This is a genomic window from Paenibacillus terrae, assembly GCF_000943545.1.
Taxonomy (GTDB): domain Bacteria; phylum Bacillota; class Bacilli; order Paenibacillales; family Paenibacillaceae; genus Paenibacillus; species Paenibacillus terrae_A.
In genome coordinates this window covers 21,347-40,303 of sequence record NZ_JTHP01000012.1, presented here as the reverse complement: position 1 = coordinate 40,303, position 18,957 = coordinate 21,347, and the positions used below count along the sequence as shown (strand labels likewise).

Annotated in this window: 17 protein-coding genes; 12 read left to right on the top strand and 5 right to left on the bottom strand. The window is 52.6% G+C overall.

Going from position 1 to position 18,957, the window contains the following annotated elements:
• Positions 1-78: 78 nt before the first annotated feature.
• The 3 genes from nagA to QD47_RS08510 are packed head-to-tail and all read right to left on the bottom strand — an operon-like array spanning position 79 to position 2,893.
• The gene (gene nagA, locus QD47_RS08520) at positions 79-1,299 is read right to left on the bottom strand and encodes an N-acetylglucosamine-6-phosphate deacetylase (protein ID WP_044645727.1); all 1,221 of its coding nucleotides are present in this window, start codon (positions 1,297-1,299) and stop codon (positions 79-81) included.
• On the bottom strand, positions 1,296-2,024 hold the full coding sequence (gene nagB / locus QD47_RS08515) for a glucosamine-6-phosphate deaminase (RefSeq protein WP_044645726.1): 729 nt from the start codon (positions 2,022-2,024) through the stop codon (positions 1,296-1,298). Before nagB ends, nagA begins: the two co-directional genes overlap by 4 nt.
• A 2-nt stretch (positions 2,025-2,026) precedes the next feature.
• A complete protein-coding gene (locus QD47_RS08510) occupies positions 2,027-2,893 on the bottom strand; it encodes a MurR/RpiR family transcriptional regulator (RefSeq protein WP_044645725.1) in 867 nt (288 codons plus the stop codon).
• Positions 2,894-3,244: 351 nt separating this feature from the next.
• Here QD47_RS08510 and QD47_RS08505 point away from each other — a divergent pair, with 351 nt between their 5' ends.
• The 12 genes from QD47_RS08505 (at position 3,245) to QD47_RS08450 (ending at position 15,505) form a co-directional block, all read left to right on the top strand.
• Complete coding sequence (locus tag QD47_RS08505; protein WP_014277736.1) at positions 3,245-3,523, top strand: phosphopantetheine-binding protein; 279 nt, start codon at positions 3,245-3,247, stop codon at positions 3,521-3,523.
• Between the two features lie 49 nt (positions 3,524-3,572).
• Positions 3,573-4,766, top strand: coding sequence for a radical SAM/SPASM domain-containing protein (locus QD47_RS08500; protein ID WP_044645724.1), 1,194 nt, complete (start codon positions 3,573-3,575; stop codon positions 4,764-4,766).
• Between the two features lie 49 nt (positions 4,767-4,815).
• A complete protein-coding gene (locus QD47_RS08495; RefSeq protein WP_044645723.1) occupies positions 4,816-6,192 on the top strand; it encodes a peptide ligase PGM1-related protein in 1,377 nt (458 codons plus the stop codon).
• Positions 6,193-6,209: 17 nt separating this feature from the next.
• Positions 6,210-6,455, top strand: a complete 246-nt coding sequence (locus QD47_RS08490) for an acyl carrier protein (RefSeq protein WP_025682535.1) — start codon at positions 6,210-6,212, stop codon at positions 6,453-6,455.
• Positions 6,448-7,578, top strand: a complete 1,131-nt coding sequence (locus QD47_RS08485; protein ID WP_044645722.1) for a hypothetical protein — start codon at positions 6,448-6,450, stop codon at positions 7,576-7,578. The genes QD47_RS08490 and QD47_RS08485 overlap by 8 nt, the downstream gene beginning before the upstream one ends.
• Before the next feature lie 108 nt (positions 7,579-7,686).
• Positions 7,687-8,679: an ABC transporter ATP-binding protein gene (locus QD47_RS08480; RefSeq protein ID WP_044645721.1), complete on the top strand. Its 993-nt coding sequence runs from the start codon at positions 7,687-7,689 to the stop codon at positions 8,677-8,679.
• On the top strand, positions 8,669-9,475 hold the full coding sequence (locus tag QD47_RS08475) for an ABC transporter permease (RefSeq protein ID WP_044645720.1): 807 nt from the start codon (positions 8,669-8,671) through the stop codon (positions 9,473-9,475). The genes QD47_RS08480 and QD47_RS08475 overlap by 11 nt, the downstream gene beginning before the upstream one ends.
• A 1-nt stretch (position 9,476) precedes the next feature.
• Positions 9,477-10,289, top strand: a complete 813-nt coding sequence (locus QD47_RS08470; protein ID WP_044645719.1) for an ABC transporter permease — start codon at positions 9,477-9,479, stop codon at positions 10,287-10,289.
• Between the two features lie 50 nt (positions 10,290-10,339).
• Positions 10,340-11,875: a hypothetical protein gene (locus QD47_RS08465; RefSeq protein WP_044645718.1), complete on the top strand. Its 1,536-nt coding sequence runs from the start codon at positions 10,340-10,342 to the stop codon at positions 11,873-11,875.
• An 11-nt stretch (positions 11,876-11,886) separates the two neighbouring features.
• Positions 11,887-13,041, top strand: coding sequence for a hypothetical protein (locus tag QD47_RS08460; RefSeq protein WP_044645717.1), 1,155 nt, complete (start codon positions 11,887-11,889; stop codon positions 13,039-13,041).
• Positions 13,038-14,084, top strand: a complete 1,047-nt coding sequence (locus QD47_RS08455; RefSeq protein ID WP_044645716.1) for a Gfo/Idh/MocA family protein — start codon at positions 13,038-13,040, stop codon at positions 14,082-14,084. Before QD47_RS08460 ends, QD47_RS08455 begins: the two co-directional genes overlap by 4 nt.
• A 29-nt stretch (positions 14,085-14,113) precedes the next feature.
• On the top strand, positions 14,114-15,505 hold the full coding sequence (locus QD47_RS08450; protein WP_044645715.1) for a type III PLP-dependent enzyme domain-containing protein: 1,392 nt from the start codon (positions 14,114-14,116) through the stop codon (positions 15,503-15,505).
• Between the two features lie 247 nt (positions 15,506-15,752).
• On the opposite strand, the gene QD47_RS08445 is transcribed toward QD47_RS08450, so the two are convergent.
• Both QD47_RS08445 and efeB read right to left on the bottom strand, forming a co-directional pair.
• Complete coding sequence (locus tag QD47_RS08445; protein WP_044645714.1) at positions 15,753-17,567, bottom strand: FTR1 family iron permease; 1,815 nt, start codon at positions 17,565-17,567, stop codon at positions 15,753-15,755.
• 24 nt (positions 17,568-17,591) lie between these two features.
• Positions 17,592-18,956, bottom strand: coding sequence for an iron uptake transporter deferrochelatase/peroxidase subunit (gene efeB, locus QD47_RS08440; protein WP_044645713.1), 1,365 nt, complete (start codon positions 18,954-18,956; stop codon positions 17,592-17,594).
• Position 18,957 lies beyond the last annotated feature (1 nt).

Here is an 18,957-nt window from a genome sequence, read left to right as displayed (position 1 = left end):
TGCCAAAGAAAGAGCTATCCATCTCGGCGAAATCGCTGAGGGATAGCTCTTTGGTTTAGGGGGAATCATAAGAAGAAATTATCTTCGTTTTCCTTTAATCCATACGCTTTGCAGCATTAAGTCCGCATCCAGTAACAGAACGTCTGCTTGTTTGCCTGCTGCAAGCGAACCTGTTCGATGCGCAATGTTCAGGGATTTGGCCGGATTCAGGCTGGCGGCTTGTGATGCCTGGGGAATGGTCAGACCCACATGACGAACCAGATATCGGAAGCCTTCAATCATCGTCAGTGTGCTTCCTGCCAGAGTGACGCCATCTTCCAGTCGTGCCACGCCGCCTTGCACGATTACTGGTAAATCGCCGAGTGTGTAATGTCCGTCCTCCAGCCCGGTGGCAGACATGGCATCGGTGATCAGAATGAGATTGTGCTCACGTTTTAGATTGGCGAGCAGGGAGACAGCAGCGGGATGCACGTGTATACCGTCCGCAATAACTTCCGCTTCAATGCGCGGATCGGCAAGCACGGCTCCGGCGGCTCCCGGCTTGCGGTGATGCAGCGGAGTCATGGCATTAAACGTATGCACCGCATGGTTCAGGCCCGCCGCCGCTGCGCGTTCCACCTCTTCATACGTGGCATCCGTATGACCGAGAGCCGCAGTAATGTTATGGCTGCGCAGCCAGGCAATCAGCTCTAGCGCGCCTTCCCGCTCCGGCGCAAGCGTCAACTGGCGGACAAGGCCCGGATAGCGCTGCTCCCATTCCTGCGCCCAGGCCAGATTCGGCGGTTGAATGTGCTCCGGGTTTTGCGCTCCCGGCCAGTTCGGGCTAATGAACGGGCCTTCCAGATGTACGCCTTCCAGTTGTGCATAGGGCATAGGCTGCGCCATGTAGGCGTGAACCTCACTTAGCACCCGGTCGATTCGATCCTTGGGTGCGGTCATCGTAGTAGCCAGCATGGCGGTCGTTCCTTGTGAGCCATGAAAAGAGGTAATCGTGTCCAGTACCTGCGGATCGGTGTCCATAAAGTCCTCTCCGTTACCGCCGTGAACATGAATATCAATAAAGCCCGGCAGCAGGTAGCCGCCCTCCAATCGCACGATGTTTGCCCCCACCGCTGCCCTATCACCCTGATTTTCCACTACTGCTGCAATTAGATCAGCAGGCAAATCATCCTCTGCACCAGCATATACGATGGATTGCCCCTCAATTGCGACAACCCCTTTTTCAATCATGTGATCCCCAATAACGACTTGTCCATACAGTAGTTGGGTTAAATCACCATTCATTTCATCCGAGTTCAATTCAACCAGCCTCCCGCTTCCTGATCCAGTAAAATCAGCACGTTGGGATGACATTGCAGCAGGGAAGCCGGGCATTTTGTGGTTACAGGTCCGGTGAAAGCCTGCTTTACAATGTCTTCCTTATCCGCGCCAAAAGCTACCAGTATAATTTGCTTCGCCTTCAGAATCGTGCCTACCCCCATTGTGACTGCCTGCTTGGGTACATCATCTATATTGCCAAAAAATCGGGCATTCGCTGTACGCGTCCTCTCTTCCAAATCTACCACATGTGTGGCTCCGGTCAGGCCGTGCCCGGGTTCATTAAAACCGATATGACCGTTGTGACCAATGCCGAGCAATTGGAGATCCACGGGTCCGTGATCTAGCATTGCCTGCTCGTGGGCCGCACATTCTGCTGGCAGATCAGCCGCGTTACCGTCAGGTACGCGTGTATGGGCAAGAGGAATGTCGATATGCTGAAACAAGTGCTCATTCATAAAGCTGCGGTAGCTCTGCGGATGTTCCGGGGGAAGTCCAACGTATTCATCGAGATTCACGGAGTAGGCTCGTGCAAAGCTCACCTGTCCCTTACGGTACATTTCTACAAGATGACGGTAAATGCCGATAGGTGTACTTCCGGTAGCGAGCCCAAGCATGGCCTGAGGCTTGTTCAGCAGTAAACTGGCGATCACAGCGGCAGCGGTAGCATTCAGGTCTTCACGGCTGTTCAAAATACGTATGTTCATCTTTAGTGGCCCCCTGGTTGTTTTTTGAGCTTGCTTACTTGTTGATACGAACCTTCCAATCTCGGAATATATTTGTCAAAATTCGCGCTGACCATACCTGTAAACAGGATATCTATGATATGAAGCTGGGCAATGCGTGACGCCATATCTCCACGCCGCATCCCTTCTTCCAGCGAGGAGGAAAATAGCGCAATATCCGCAATACCTGCCAGCGTGTTATTTCCGAAGGAGGTCAGGGATAATGTTCTGGCCCCCTGTTCCTGTGCACAGCGCAGAGCCGCGATGGTTTCCTGTGTTTCCCCCGAATAGGAGACGGCAAAGGCGACATCTCCCGGCCCAAGTGAGGAGGCAGAGGTAATCTGCATGTGCGAGTCCGCGAAGGCGGTACTATTTTTGCCAATTCGAATGAGCTTTTGATAAAAATCCTGCGCCACAATCGAGGAGGTCGCCATGCCGTACAGATCAATGCGGCTTGTGGCGGACAGCCATGCAATCGCCTGCTCCAGCTTGCTGAAATCCAGCAGTCGGGTCGTATCGGCAATGGATGCGGTATGATTCGCCTCTATAGCTTCCACGATACGAGAGAGCGAATTTCCGGCGACGATGTCCTGATAAGAGGTTTCACCGTCACTATTAGAACGGGGCAGCTCGGCGGCCAGCTTCATTTTGAAATCGGGATAGCCTTTAAAATGAAGTGATTTGCAAAACCGCGTAACGGTCGCCGGACTCACACCACAGCGCTCCGACAGCTCCCGAATGCCCAGATGCAGCACATCTCCCGGAGCTTGCAGAATGGATTCCGCCAGCTTGCGCTCTTGGACGGGAAGCTGCTCCAATCTGTGGGTTAATGTATGAAGAATAGGGGACATGAGCTGCGCTCCTTTGGCTGTAGAGTATTTTACATGAAAATAAATATCGTAAAAATGAACATTAAAAAGAAAATTATTTTCATATCTATTGTAAAATAATCCTGTCGCACTTGCAAGCAGTTGGAGGCAAGATGTGAGCTAGATTTTACGAAAAAAGATAGCGAAAATTGTAGAAAAAAACACACATTAATTTACATATTGTGCGATATATTTACAAAATCACCTATTGACTTGTCTCTTCAATGGAGGAGTATAATTGAATAAAGTTCCAGTGTAGGAATTTTTCGAGGAGCTTTGCAGATGGCATTGTCGGGCGGAACGAATAGGATCATTCACAAGGAGGAGTTTGCTATGCAAAGCCAAGTGATTGAAATGATCAGCGCGGTCAAGGAAGATCCTGAGCTGGTCGGTAAGCTGGATGGACATTCGGACATCATTCATGATGCAGGACTGGATTCGTTGCAGTTGGTTCATTTCATGCTGCAAGTGGAGGATGCGTTTGACGTGGAAATTGATTTTGATTCCTTTGAGCTAGAGCATTTGAGCTCGGTAGATGCGTTTTGCAGCTACATTCAGGGGATCAGCGATGCGGAAAAAGCGCCGCACCCGGAGGGAATGGAGACAGTCTGACGTACAGCTTGGTACATGTGCCTGAAAATCCATTAAACGAGGTGTTAGCATGCAGCCCAAAAGCAATGTGCTGATTGATGAGAAAGCGTTCAAGCTCATTAAGCGCAACCTGAAAAACGCTTCTGTATCTTACCGTAACGCAACACAGGACCCTACCTTCAAAACGGACATGCCCCAGACGATCGGCATTAAGCTGACCAACCGCTGCAACCTGAGATGTACGCACTGCTTTGAATGGAACGAGGAAGGCTATCATCATCAAATGGACAAAGAAGAGCAAAACATGGATCTTGCCCCGGATATGCTTCGGCAAATTTTGAGCGAGACGAAGGAGGCCAAGTCCCGGCTGTATATGTGGGGCGGAGAGCCGATGTTTCATCGGCGTTTTGACGAAATTTTGGACGTGCTGGCCGAAGATCGGCGCGAAATGACCTTTTGTACCAATGGACTGCTCATTGATAAATATTTGGACCGGATTTTGGATTTATCTGAAAATCTGGAGCTGTTAATAGCGATTGAAGGCTTTGAAAGAGAACATGATCTGATTCGCGGTAAAGGCACCTTTCAAAAAACGATGCGGCAGATGGATAAGCTGATTGAACTGCGTGACCAGGGATTGTACAAGGGACGGGTGACCGTCCATGCCGTCATTAACGATAACATGATCGGACGGATGTACGAGTTTCTGCAAATGCTGGAGGACAAGAGGCTGGATCTGGTGCTGCTGACGTTCCCCTGGTACATTTCCAAAGAAACTTCCCTCAAAATGGATGACTATTTTACACAAAACTTTTCTTGGCTCCGACAACTGGAGGAAAAAAATATTAGTAGCTGGCATGCTTTCAAATATAAAATCAACCCGGATAACATCGATCCTTTGATGCAGGAGCTACAGCGGATTAATGAGCGGATGTGGAACATTCGTGTGCGCTATCAGCCCGGTCTGGACTATGAGGAAATCGACAAATTTATACATGGCGAGGAAATGGTCAGTCGCTGCTCCAATCATTGCCTGGCGCTCACCTCCAGAACGGATATTTTACCGGACGGAAAGGTGATGCCTTGCAAATTTTTTAGCGAATTCACGATTGGAAGCTTGCGAGAGCACAGTCTGAAGGAAATCTGGAATTCGGATGCGTATGAGAAAACACGCCAAACGATTAATCACGAAGGATTAACGCCGGTGTGCTCCAAATGCAGCGTATTGTATCTGCATGGAGCTGGCTCCCTGAAATATATTTAGTTTCGATCGCAGTTGTTTCTTACTGGATGGAAGAGAGGGATGACAGGACGTGACGACTAAAACCATTAACCTTGTGGAAGCGCTTGCCCATGAACGCGATCATGGAGTCCTGATTTGGCTGTTTAATATTGGTGCAGAGCAGGTATGGCATCCGTCCCCCCGTAAGGGGGGGATGGTAGATCGTGATGAACAGCAGGTGGTAAATCGGATGGAGGAAATGAATCTTCTGTTGTGCCGAAGTCAGGATGTGATCGTGCTGCGAGAACAGCCGGATCAGGCTTTTCTGGGCATGCTTCAGCGGTTGGGCTTTAACCTGCCGCGTATTGAGGTGCCGGAGCCTTCTGATCCGTTAACGCCGATTTCGGAGCTTGTGTTGGCGGACGAGGCACTTTTGGCACGGCTGCGAGTGGTTGCGGAAGCAGGCCACAGTAGTAGCCGTGCCAAAGCGTGGCTCGTTCCGTATGCGGTTACCCCGCAGGAGGAAGCGATTGCGGAGCGCTGTGGACTGGAGCTGATCGGCGCTCCGTCCTCCGTCAGCGCTCGGGTGAATGATAAAATATTCAGCCGCCTGACTGCGCAAAAGCTCGGTTTTGCCGTCAGTGAGGGAGCCATATGCGCGGACGAAGCGGCGATCCGCAGGGAGTGCGGCAGACTGGCCGACTTGTCAGACGGGCCTGTGAAGCTGATCATCAAGCAGCCGCATGGCGCATCGGGACAAGGTATGTATATGCTGGACGAGCTGTCCAAGCTGGATACGCTGCTGAGTGTGATGAAACGCTTTGGCGGTTCGTCGCCTTCTTCGGGAGGCTGGCTGGTGGAGCGCTGGCATAACAAGCAGATGGATCTGAACTACCAGCTCTGTATTGACGAGGGCGGTGGGGTGACGATGTTTTCACTGAAAAGGCAAAATGTGGACGGCACGGTGTACACCGGGTCCCGCGTTCCGGCTGAGCTTGGCGATGCGCTGGAAGAAGAAGTGAGACGCTGCGCTTACCAGTTGGGAACGTATCTGTATTCCATCGGTTATACAGGCATGGCTTCCATTGACGGTTTTGTCGATGAAGGAGGATTGCTGGTTCCGGTGATCGAGATTAACGGCAGGTTTACCCTGTCTACCTATATTTCGTTCCTGTCGTCGGTCTTGGGAGAGCAGCATAAAACGCTGTCCCGCTATTACCGCAACATTACCACCACACCGCTGACCTACAGTCGCTTATGCGGCTTGCTGGCAGAGGAAGGCTTGCTCTACACGCCCGAACGCCCCGAAGGGGTGTTTGTTTATACGGCAGGTACGTTGTCCGGTACTCCGGTGAAGCGGGGGTATGTGAATCGGATTTTCACGCTTATTATGGCAGATAGCTGGCAGGAAGCCGAAGCCTATGCGCACAGGCTGGAAGATGTCATTGCAGGATTGGCAAGCTCATAAATCGGGAGGAATTTAGGATGAAAACAGATGTGTACCATGTAGTACCCTTGCTGGAAAAGGTATTGAAGCTGGCTCCGGGAGAGCTGGAACAGTTGACTCCGGAGCAGGATTTGCGAACCTTGGGGCTGAATTCCCTATCCGCTGTTGAATTGATTGTAGAGCTGGAAAATGAGCTGGATATTACGATGGAGGACGACGATCTGGTGCTGGAGCATCTTTCTACACTTCAAGGCATTGAACGTCTGCTGGGCAAATATGCATAAGGGGGCGGCAGAGATCAGACCTGTGCAGGCATCGGGCATGAAGAACGTTCATGACTCCGTTGTCGATTACGCTGCTGAAGAAATTATAGATGCTCCTCCAGGGAAGCACTGTGTATATTCATCCCTGCGCACCTCGCTGCGGCGGTATGGCGTGAACATGGCGGAATCCGAGCTGTTCATGCTGTGCGGCAGTATGTGCGCGGAATATAGCGGAGATTTGAAGCGCTTCGGTCCCGAGAAATATCCGGAGCAGCTTCAGGAAATGGCAGCCAGCGGCGGTCCGGTGATTCGGGTGGAGCCGTGGATTGTTGGTGTAAGCGATGAAACCGACCTGCTGCGGGCGCTGACATCAGGCTACGGTACGATGCTGCACACATCGAGTACCGCTTTAACCTACCACGACGTGTATGTGAAAAATTACCCAAGGGGCCATGTCATTGAGCTGTCTGGACTGGACTTGCAGGAGCGAACAGCACAGGTAAATGACAGCTTCCTGCTGGATTCTTCGGGCCATGCCATGACTTACGTCGGTTCGGCCCGGCTCGACGACCTGATGCAGGGCATTATTGAATATGCCTGGGTGGTGGAACAGCCCGCGCCGCTTTCGCCAGGCGAATTGCATGCAGCGTGTGCATACCATATTCGTCAATATGTGACTGGACATGAAGCGGTCTGGAGAGGTGTACCTTCGTCCAATGACCTGGGAAATAACCCTGGAAATGTCGCAGTTGGCAAACAGGTCAAGCGGGGAGATGAGGGCTACCGCGCCTTTGTCGAGGACTTCCGCCTGCTGACAGACATGGAGGATGCGGACTTCCGTACGTACTGCCATGAAATCTATTACAATCTGCGTTTGGGCAGCGCCCTTCATCTGACCGATTACACAGCGGATTATTGCATGCTGCATGAAGCCACATTGGGACCGCGGGCGCAGCATGTAATGGAATTGGCGCAGTCATTGCATGCGGAGTGGCATAAGCTCAACCTGCATATTTACAAAACAGGTCTTCAACTGCGCAAGCATCGGATGCCTGACATTAGCGAACGCGCCCTCGGCCTGATTGACAGACAGCGGCATATGCTGGAGGAATTGATGATTTTAGCCGAGCAAGCAGCTGAGTAGTTCAAGCAAGCCAGATTATGTAAATCGTATCAGGTAAACCGCTCAGGCCAGTTGTATCACGAATACTCAACAAGGTGTCACGGACAGATGAAAAAGGAGGAGAATTGAATGCCGTCCATTACATTAAATCAATTGTCGAAAACGTTTACGTACTATAAAAAGGAGCCGGGCGTGCGCAAATCATTACAAAACCTGTTCAGGCGGGAAAAGCTGACCAAGGAGGCCGTACGGGATGTCAGCTTCACCATTGAGGAAGGGGAAATCGTCGGATTTCTCGGCCCGAACGGGGCGGGCAAAACAACGACGCTCAAAATGCTGTCCGGCATTCTTCATCCCAGTGAGGGGGAGGCATCTGTACTTGGCTTTACCCCGTGGAAGCGGCAAAAGGAGTTTAAACGGCAGTTTTCCATCGTGATGGGACAGAAAAACCAGCTCTGGTGGGATTTACCCGCAAGCGAGTCGTTCGAGCTGAACAAGCTTATTTACGAAATAGATGAAAGTCGTTACAAGGAGACGCTGGACGAGCTGGTTACCTTGCTTGGGGTGGAGGAACAGCTTCATGTTCAGGTTCGGCGCTTATCTCTCGGCGAGCGTATGAAAATGGAGCTAATTGCCGCGCTCCTGCATCGTCCACGGGTCATTTTGCTGGACGAGCCGACCATTGGACTGGATCTGGTTTCCCAAAGGCGGATTCGCGAGTTTTTCAAAGCCTATAACCGCACACACCGGACGACCATCCTGCTGACAAGCCATTACATGAAGGATATTGAGGACTTGTGCAGCAGATCCATCATTATCAGCGGGGGAAGACTGGTGTATGACGGGGATTTGAACAAGGTGAATGAGGTGATCGGCGCCCGCAAGCTGCTCAAGGTTCGACTGGAGACCCCCGTGCCTAACCTGACGTTGGCGGGACTTGGCAAGCTGCGCTCCAACTCGGAGCTGGAGGCGGTATTTGAGCTGGATGCAGAAGATACTCTAACCTGGTCCAAAAAGATTTTGGATGCTCTGCCTGTCGTTGATTTTACGATTGAGGACGTCCCGTTGGAAGAGGGGATAGCCAATTTGTACGATGGAGGCAGGCTAGCCGATGCGAAATAACAAATATATGAAGGTGCTCCAGCTTGGCATGCAAAATGAAATGGAATACCGGGCCAATTACTGGCTCCAGATGGCGGGATTTATGTTACCGATCATGACACAAATTTTTCTCTGGCTTGCGGTATTCGGTTCTTCGGGACAAGCAAGGGTGCTAGGGTACTCTTTGTCAGAAATGCTGGTGTATGTAGTCATGGCAGGGGTAACCGGGAAGCTGATCGCTACGGGTTTTGAATACGAAATTGCTACAGACATCAAGGAAGGCGGACTGGCCAAATTCATGGTGCAGCCTGTACATTATTTTGCTTACCGTTTTTGTCGGTTTATTGGAGGCAAGGCGGTACAGTCCGCAGTGGTGCTGCTGGCGGCTGCGATTCTACTGCTGTGCCTTAGCCTGGAAGGACAAATCAGCTTCGGGCTGTCGTATATCCTGCTTTACATATTGGCGTTGCCGGGGGCGCTGGTGCTCAATTTTGTGGTCTATTACGCGCTGAGCGGCATAGCCTTTTGGGTGACGGAATCGGCGGGACTGTTTTATACGCTGTCGCTCGTCATTTATGTAGCTAGTGGCACGGTGTTTCCGTTGACGATTTTTGGAGACGTTTTGGCCCGCATGTTCAGTTTGCTACCGTTCAGCTACACCGTATTTTTTCCGGTGAATGCATTAACGGGCAAGCTGACCATGCTGGAAGCCGCTGAAGGCATTGGCGTGCAATGGCTCTGGATTGTAGTGCTGGCGGCCGTATCGCGCCGGGTGTGGCAAGCCGGGGTCAAACGCTTTGTCTCGGTAGGAGGTTAACATGAAAAATGTTTACCGAAACGTTGGACGTTACATTCGGCTGTACTGGAAGTTCATCCAGTTTTCCGTTATGTCGCAGATGGAATACCGCATTAATTTCATTACTGCTTTTCTGGTCGAAACCGCTTATTTGCTCATCAAGCTGCTGTACGCCTCGGTTCCATACCGGGCCGGGACGGATATTAACGGCTGGTCTCCTGACGCGGTGCTGTTATATATCGGCGTATTTACGATGATGAGCGGCTTTTACAGCGGCTTGTTTTACAGCAATTTTACAAGTCTGCCCGATAAAATCCGTACCGGTTCACTGGACGTGCTTATGACCAAGCCGGTGTCCCTGCAATTTATGGTGACGCTGCGGCAATTTGAGCTGGGCTACACCGTCCCGAACGTAGTCGGCGGCGGAATCATGACGGGCATTGGCTGGGTTCGGCTCGGTCTGCCGTTCAACTTTGAGACGGTCGGGGGCTTTTCTGTGCTGCTCGGTTGCGGAGTGTTAACGGCCTATTCCGTGTTTTTGCTGCCCCAGCTGCTGGCCTTCTGGATCATCCGCACGAACGGGGTGACGGAGCTGTCCAACAGCATTTTCGAGACAAACTATGTGCCGATGGCGGTGTATAGTAACCTGATTCAGCGTATCGGCCTGTTTGTGCTTCCGGTGTTTGTGATTTGTAATTTTCCACCGATGTTTATTCTGGGCAAAATGGAACCCGGCTTGATCATATGGGCATTCCTCGCTCCGATCTGGCTACTGGCGGTGATCCGCTTTATATGGCAGTTTGCCTTGCGTGATTATACAAGTGCAAGCCAGTAGCGTTACTGTAATAGCAGGCTAATAACGAAGCAGGAAAGGAAGCGAATCATATGAATGCGATACCGAACCAGCGTCATTTGTATATGGGAACGTTCGAAGCGGAGGTTTACTGGCGGGATGCCCAGTTAGCTTCCTTGCCCGCCATTCCTGACCGGGCTTCTTCTGCGATTGTGGCGGCAATGGATGAGCTGCTGTTCAGCTTTTGTCAGCCGGGAGACGCGTTGTTGACCCGCTATGCGATTTCGCCAGTGCATCGTCAGTATATCGCGCAGTTGGGCTTTCGCCCGGCTGTAAATGAACGGGATTTAACTGACGGAACGGAGCAGGCGGGGAATGTGTCGGCGGCTTCCGTTTTTGAACTGCTGGGCAGTCGCAAGGCCGATACAAGTACGGGTTTTCCACAACTGGAGGGATGTGTGCTTAGCCCGTTTGCGGGTTTACCTCATGTGGAGGAGGCCGCACGCGCTTGGGGTATTACGCTGCATCAGCCGCCGCTGGAAACGATCCGCAAGGTGAATGCCAAAACCTATTCTTCCGATTTAAAACGCAGTCTCGGTCTGCGTTATCCCGGTTATATTGTGACTTCGTTTGCGGATGTAGCCGAGGCGGGACGCAAGCTGCTGCGGGATGGAAGCTTTTTAATCAAGGATGATTTTGGGGTATCGGGCAAAGGAAACCTGCACATTACCTCAACACAGATGCTGGACCGAATTGTATCGTATTTACGTGGGCAGGAACGAAAAGGCAAACGGGTACTGTTCCTCCTGGAGCCTTTCTTGGAGAAGGAGCAGGATTTTTCATGCCAATTTATGATTGGTGATAACGGAAGTGTCGATATCCTGTCTGTGCAGTGGCTGGCAAACACCCAATTCGCCTACCGGGAATCGTTGTCGCCGGATAAGGCTTTTATGGAGCGGCTGGAGCGTGAGGGCTATTTTCGCTTAATGCAGGATGTAGGGAAGCAACTGTATCAGGACGGTTATTACGGCGACGTCTGCATTGACTCGATGACACTTCGCGGCGGGAAGCTGGAGCCTATTATCGAAATTAACGCCCGTAAATCCATGAGTCTGATCAAGCACCAATTGGACACCTTTTTGGCTGGAAAAAATATGCGTGGCACGTTGACGAATTATTCGTTGTCCCATGACGGCAGTTTGTCCTATGAAGAATTGCTGGAAGGGCTGGAATGTGAAGGACTGCTGTTCACAGGCGAAAGTGAAGAAGGCGTCATGCCGCTGGGCGCCAATACGCTGTATGTGAACACGGGCGGACGAGATGGCGAAAACAGGAATGCAGGCCATAAAAGCACGCCAAGCAGAATTACAACAGAGCGCGGGGGCAGATCGTCTGCCAAGCAGGTTCGCGTTAGCGGCATTGGCAGTGGTGACAGCCTGACTGTGTCTGGCGGGTCGGAGGGCCTAGCTGATTTTCAAGGTAAAGAGGAGGCGACTGGAAGTGAGCGGGCACGTGGAAAAGGTCGCCTTTATTTGGAACTGGTTGCCGCGGGTGATAAGGAAAAAATGCGTCTGACTACGAAGCTGGAGCATTTTTTGGCGGAGCATCATTTTACAGTGCTGAATTAAACGGGAGGCGTATGAGCATGAGCAAGAGTATGAAGGTAACGATTTTGTGTTCCGGTTTCGGATTGGGCTTTTATACTCCCGGCTTGCTGATGCAAGCGGGTCTTCGCAGGATGGGTGTGGAGATGGCGATTCATGTATTTGAAAATGTGCTGCCTGAGTCGGCCCGTCTCAAGGTGGACAAAAGCCGCAAAGCTTACCATGATAATTTCGCTGTAGCCTTAATGTCACAGAAGGTTCCGCAGGATATGCGCAATTCGCTTGATCTCGCTGCCATGGAAGTGCTGCTGACCCGATGGATGGAGGAAGATCGACGGCATTTTATATGCTTGTCCGGCCATTGGATGTATGTGCTGGAGGAGTATCGCAAGCGCAGGGAGCCGGGATCGGTACATGTGGACATTGTATATATGGACTCGACGCCTTCTCCTTCATGGAAAAATCTGGCCAAGCATAACCCGCACTTTGCCGATGGGTGTGGAGAAATGACATTTTTTGAAAATGACCAAAATAGAGTCAGCCACTATATTGATGTCCCGGCTGTAGAGCATGTTCCCTTTGAGGCCCGGAAATCCCGCTTATTTGTGCATGGCGGCGGTTGGGGTATGGGCACGTACCGAGAAAAGGTCGGACGGCTGGAAGAGGCGGGTTGGGAGCTGGATTTGCTGCTGTATGATCAGGACCAGCCGGATGAGCAGCGGGACGGTATACGTTATTTCCGGATGGACCCGCAGTGGAGAACATGGAAGCGGAATGAAGCCGGGGAGCATACCTTTCCGCCTTTCGGTGAGGTGAAGGCTGGCGAGGAGACGTTGTATGAGGCCGGGCCAGATTACCATAGCATGCTGGACCAGGCATGTCATGTCCAGGCCATTGTCAGCAAGCCCGGCGGGGGTAGTCTGACAGATTCGTTCGCCACAGCCACTCCACTCATTATGCTGGAGCCGTTCGGTGTGCATGAAATGCATAATGCGGATCTGTGGGAACGGCTGGGACTGGGGATACGGTACGATACGTGGATGCAAATCTATGGTGGCAGCGCTGAGATTTTGGAGGACATGCACCGGAGGATCGTGGAGCTACGTAGTCAGACACCACGCTATGTGGAGTCATATGTGAGGAACGTCCAGGTGCAAGTAAACTCAGCGGGATTGGAGAAGGGGTCATGAACACCGCCGCAGCCGCACAAGAGCCTGCGGTACGTGATATCCGCTTTGGCCTCATTGGCTGTTCAGCCATTGCCCCTCGTGCGCTGCTAGAGCCGATCCGTTACGTTGCGGGAGCCCGTGTAACCGCGCTTGCGAACCGAACCGTTGCCAAGGCAGGAGATTTGGCGGACCGTTTTGGCGTTAGTGTCGTTTATCGGCATGCCGAGGATATGCTGAGCGACCCGGAGATTGACGCCGTGTATATTGCGCTGAGTAACGATCTGCATGCGGAGTGGATTGGTAAAGCATTACAGGCTCACAAGCATGTGCTTGTGGAGAAGCCGTTATGTCTGAATACGGCGGAGCTGGCTCCCCTGAAAGAGGCAGTCGGGCAGAGCAGCGCTCACCTGCTGGAAGGAGTCATGGTGCAGCATCATCCTTGGCAGCGCGAGCTGCGCAATATCGTGAATTCCGGTCGCTATGGTTGTTTGCGCTCCATAGCGACCAGCCTGTGCATTCCCGCAAAGGATGGGCATGCGGAGAATTATAGATCCCGACCGGAGCAGGGCGGGGGATGCTTTTGGGATTTGGGCGTGTATTGGCTCCAGTTTCTTCAGGCAGTCGTTGGATTGGAGCAGGCGGAGTTCCGCAGTCAATCGGATTTCGACGGACCTAACGGCTGTGACTGGACATTTCGTGCACAGGCCTGCTATCCGGGGGGATTGGAGGCATCCGCCCTCTTTTCATTCGAGCGGCCATACCGCTGCGCTCATGTATTAACCTTTGATTCGGCGGTAGTTACTTTGCAGGACTGCTTTCGGGCGAATCTGGGCTTTTATAAAATAACACTCAAGACGGAAATAACGAAGGATACAATGACAGGCTCCAAAATTAAAACCGTTTTCGAGCCGATGAACTATTACGTCAATCAGTTGGACACGTTCTGCAACATCATCCGGGGAGTCGCGGAGCCGATTCCGTTCCACGAGGCCGCCGAGCGCGTCAGATTGCTGGCAGCTATTCATGAGGCCGCCCGTTCAGGCCAGACGATCTATGCGGAATAGGAAAAAGAAGAAGGGGGGAGATTCAGCAGATGGATAAAAAGGACGAAGCCTTGCTGGAACGCTTCGGCGAACATCCGACGCCATTTTACTACTACGATGGCGATGCGCTGCATGCTCATGTCAGCTCGCTGCTATCCCGGCTGCACCCGTCTGTGCGTGTGCATTACGCACTCAAGGCCAATGGCAACGTAGCCTTGGCGGGATTGCTTCGCTCGTTAGGCTGTGGCGTCGAAATCGCTTCGGCCGGAGAAATGTTCGTCGCGATGGAGGCTGGCTATACCCCGGAAGACGTGCTGTACGCCGGGCCGGGAAAAACGGTAGCCGAACTGAGCGAGGCTGTAGCCAGTGGAATCGGCTGCATTCATGTCGAGTCGGTGCGGGAGCTGCGCTTGCTGGAGGATATTGCTGCCCGAGCAGGCTTGTTTGTTCGCGCTGCGGTTCGTGTGAATCCCGATAACGATTTGTCGGGATCGACGATCAAAATGGGCGGCGTTCCTCGTCCCTTTGGTGTGGACGAGGGGCAGTTGGATCACTTTTTTACGGTGCTGGAAGATTGTCCACATGTATATTTCCAGGGCATTCAGGTGTATACAGGCACGCAAATGCTGAAAGCGGATCAGATTTTAGCTTCATTTGCGAATACCCTTCAATTGGCAGAACGCATACAGGATCAGTATGGTGTGGCGATGCATACGGTAAATTTGGGCGGCGGGTTTGGTGTTCCTTATTTTACTCATGAGCAGCCGTTGGATATGGGACAAGTGATCGACGGACTGAACGCGATGGCAGAGCAGACTCGATCCCGTCTGCCAGGTGTTACGCTGATTATTGAAAGCGGCAGATATCTGGTTGCTCAGGCAGGAATGTATGTCTGTCGGGCGTTGTATACGAAGGAATCCAAGGGAGAAAAGTTCGTTGTAGCTGATGGCGGTATGAACCATTATGCCTCGGCTGCTTTTCGAGGACGTCGGATTAGGGACAACTATCCGGTGCGAATTATGCGCGGGCAAGGTGAGGGACAGGAAGTGGCGATTCAGATGGGACAGGGGAAGGACATGCCTGTTCAAGAGGCTGCTGCTGTCGAGCTAAGATTAGGGAAGGCCGCAGACCGGATAGGAGAGCTTCAGCCAAAAGCAACCGTGGATCTGGAGACCGTGAGCATTGTCGGACCGCTTTGTACACCCGAGGATTGTCTTGTGAAAAAAGCACAGCTTCCTCCGATTCAGGAGGGTGATTATATTGTCATTCCGAATGCAGGAGCTTATGGACTAAGCTATAGTCCGGTGCATTTTCTGGGACATGCTACGCCGGCGGAGCTGCTGGATTTTCGCGGTGAGGTACATGTGATTCGTGAGCACGGTGACCGTACAGACTTGCTCCATCACCAGCGTATGATCCCTTTGCTGGAGGATATTTTCTGATCATAAAAGTCAGCACTCTCTTGTCGTGACTAAAAAAACGCCAAAACCGTCGGAGCCGATAGAGATCGGACCTGCGTTTTGACGTTTTTTTTCGTTTTTTTTGTATTCAGGATTTTGCAAAATTCGATTCCAGTCGCTCGAAAGTGCAATATATATACGAACTAGACCCTTCGATCTATATATTGTTCATTGGAAGTCACGTGCTGGATTTTTGCAAAATCCTCAATTATATGCGTGTGCTTGGACTTTAACGTTGCTTGGAGCTGCGCATTTCCTGACGCACAAGCTGCCACACCATGAAGATCAGCACAGCGACCTGTGGGATAAACGTTTCCCAAGTAGGATACATGCCCAGCCAGCTAATGGATGGCAGCGAGGAGGCTGTGTGCGCCGGAAGCTTGCCAGCCACCTGAAGCGAATGAATGCTTTCGCCCAGAAACCGGAATACGAGATAGTAAATCAGTACAGTGGCCGTCAGGAAAAAGGCGCGAATCGGCAACCGTACGCTAAACTTGATAATCGCCAATGCCAGCACAACCAGTATGACAGTTGCCGAGCCAATACCAATCAGCAATTGAGAGGTTTCGATGGCAGGGGCCATACCGATATAAAAGATAGCCGTCTCGGCGCCTTCACGCAAAATCGCAAGTGCAGAAACTGCGAACAGCGACCACAGGCTACCACGCGCCAGTGCGCTGTCTACGCTGTTCTCGACAAAGCGGTTCCATGCGGCAGCATTGGATTTGGAATGTAGCCAGCTACCGACAGTCAGCATAAGCACGACCGCGACCAGTCCAGTCACACCCTCCAGCAGCTCACGCATGCTTCCCGATGCGGCGGCCGCGACCAGTGTGGTGAACAGCACTGCCAGGATTCCGCTCAGCACCAGCCCTGTTCCGGCACCGGCCCATATCCAGCGACCAGCCACAGCTTCGCCGCTTTTTTTGGCATACGCCAGCAGAGCCGCGAGCACGAGAATGGCTTCCAGCCCCTCACGCAGCAAAATCAGTGCCGCATCCCAAGCGGTGTAGGAACGTTCTTCCGTCAACGGACGGAGCCTTTCCAGCATCTGATCAAGGGTTTGGATGGCTTTGACTGTGTTCGGTGGAGAAGACAGCAGATAACCGGAAGTCTCGGTCATTTCATTTTCAATCGCGGTATAGGACGCCGGATCGGAAATTTGCACATGTCCTTCGACCGAAGGCCACAGGGCGATGAACCGCCCTACCTTGTCAGCCGCTTGCTCAGGCTGATTGGCTGTCGCATCCTGCCGTGCGGATTCGAGGAGCTTGACCGCATCACTTAGCGAGGCTACTGAGCCATTAGCCGCGTTGTTTGCACCAGCTTCTTGACCCGTATTCACCAACTTGCCTTGACTGTAATCCGACAACAAAGCCGTTAGCTCCTGCATTTCCTTGAGAGCCTGCTCTTGTCGTATTGGCTCGGCTTGCATGGAGATGCGAATCAGGCTGATTTTAGTTTCCAGCGCACTGTATACTGGAAAATTGTCCGAACGAATCGGTGTCTCCACCTGATACCATGCTTTTACGATCCGGTTGTAATCAGCGCGGGCCGCAGTCCAGTCGCCTTTTTGCATGGCAGCCAGACTGCCCTTCGCCATGGGGAGCAGCTTTTCCGCTGCTTTGGCTCCAGCCGGGGCGGGTTTGTCGCCTTCCGCAGCAGTCACAAATTCGTTGACCGAACGAGCTAGCACGGACAGTGCAGCTTTCGCTGGTTCTCCGCCGCCGCTGGCAAGCGCCTGCTCTGCATCCGCGAGAGCCTTGTCCACCGCTGCGATATGGGCTGCATCACCGCCGTTTGTTTTGGCAGCTTCCCACAGCGTGCGGAATTCTTTGACGTCCCTGGAGGCTTCCGTCCATTGGGATTGTCCCGCCTCCACCAGTGCGCCACCCACCACAGGCATGAGCTGATCATTGGAAACAGCTTTGGCATCTGTTTGTGCGAAAGCGACCAACCCGGAGCCGGATATGAACGGAGTTACTGTCAGCAGCAGAGCCGCCAGCAGAAACACCCATCCCAAGCTTTTATTACGCCGATTCATATAAATCCCCTTCCTGGCCTGCTGCTAAAATAACGTATCCCCGATGTAGCCGCCTTGCGATACACCCGGGAAGCAGGCGAACACCGCACTGCCTTTGTGTACAATGTATTCGTTCAGCTTGTCATTGCGCGCAAGCTTCTCCTGAATGTGGACGAACTGCTTGAATAGATCACGTTGGTAGCTGATGAACAGCAACCCGGCATCGAGCTGTCCTGTTTGCTTGTCCAATCCGCTCGAATAAGAATAAGACCGCCGCAAAATATTAATGCTCCCGTCCCCATGAGCCAATGCCACATGAGAGGTGGGGGGCGTGATCGGCTTGCCTTCCGGACTTGTGGCCGCCAGATCAAGCTTGTCGAACTCCTTGGCCTTGCCCAGTGGGGCCCCGCTGCTGCGATGGCGTCCGAAGGTATCCTCCTGGTCGCCCAGTGTCGAGCGATCCCATACCTCTACCCGCATGCGTACACGCCGCACAGCCATATAGCTGCCGCCGCCCATCCACGCAGGACCGTCACTCGCCTGTGTCCATACCAGTCGGTTCATCTCATCAGCCTTGGAGGTATCCGGGTTCCCCGTACCGTCCTTGAAGCCGAGCAAATTCCGCGGCGTGCTTCCCGCCGGATCGGCCTGTGCTGTCCGCTGGAAGCCTTCCTGTGTCCAGCGAAGCACCGCCGTTCCTCTGGCGATACGCGCCAAATTACGCAGGGCATGGAAAGCTACCTGCAAATCATTGGCGCATACCTGTACCCCGATATCGCCGCCGCACCATTGATCGTCCAGCGCATCCCCTTGAAAGCGAGGCAGCTCACGAAGTCCGGCAGGTTTAAGCCCTGCCAGACCGTAGCGCCCATCAAAAAAGGACGGACCCACACCAAAGGTAATCGTCGTCCGTGACGGCGATAACCCCGCCGCTTCGCCCGTATCGGACGGAGGCAGGTTGAGGTTTTCGTTATCGTTACCGATCAGCGCGCCGGAAGTCATCGTAGCGGTGGCTTCTGTCCAGGCTTTAAACAGGCTGCGCACCCGTTCCTTGTCACTCGTCGTTAGATCAAAGGCGGCGAAGCAGATGAAATCCTGTGCCGGAGTCACAATTCCAGCCTGATGCTTCCCGTAAAAAGGAACCACATCCTTGGTATCCGCATCCGTCATCATGCTTTCGAGCCGTTGGCTGGCTGTCAGCACAGCCCCCACGCCACCGCCGCCGAGCAGGAGACCCAGTCCCCCGACCCCTGCCAGCTTCAATAGATCCCGGCGTGATACAGATTTACTCTTTCCCGACAGCTCACCAACCTCTGGCTGAACATCCTTTTTGACCAGATCAGCCTGTTCTTCATGGGATTCCGCATGCTGCTGCGATGGTTGTCCCTTTTGCCGCTTAAAGCCTTTCATA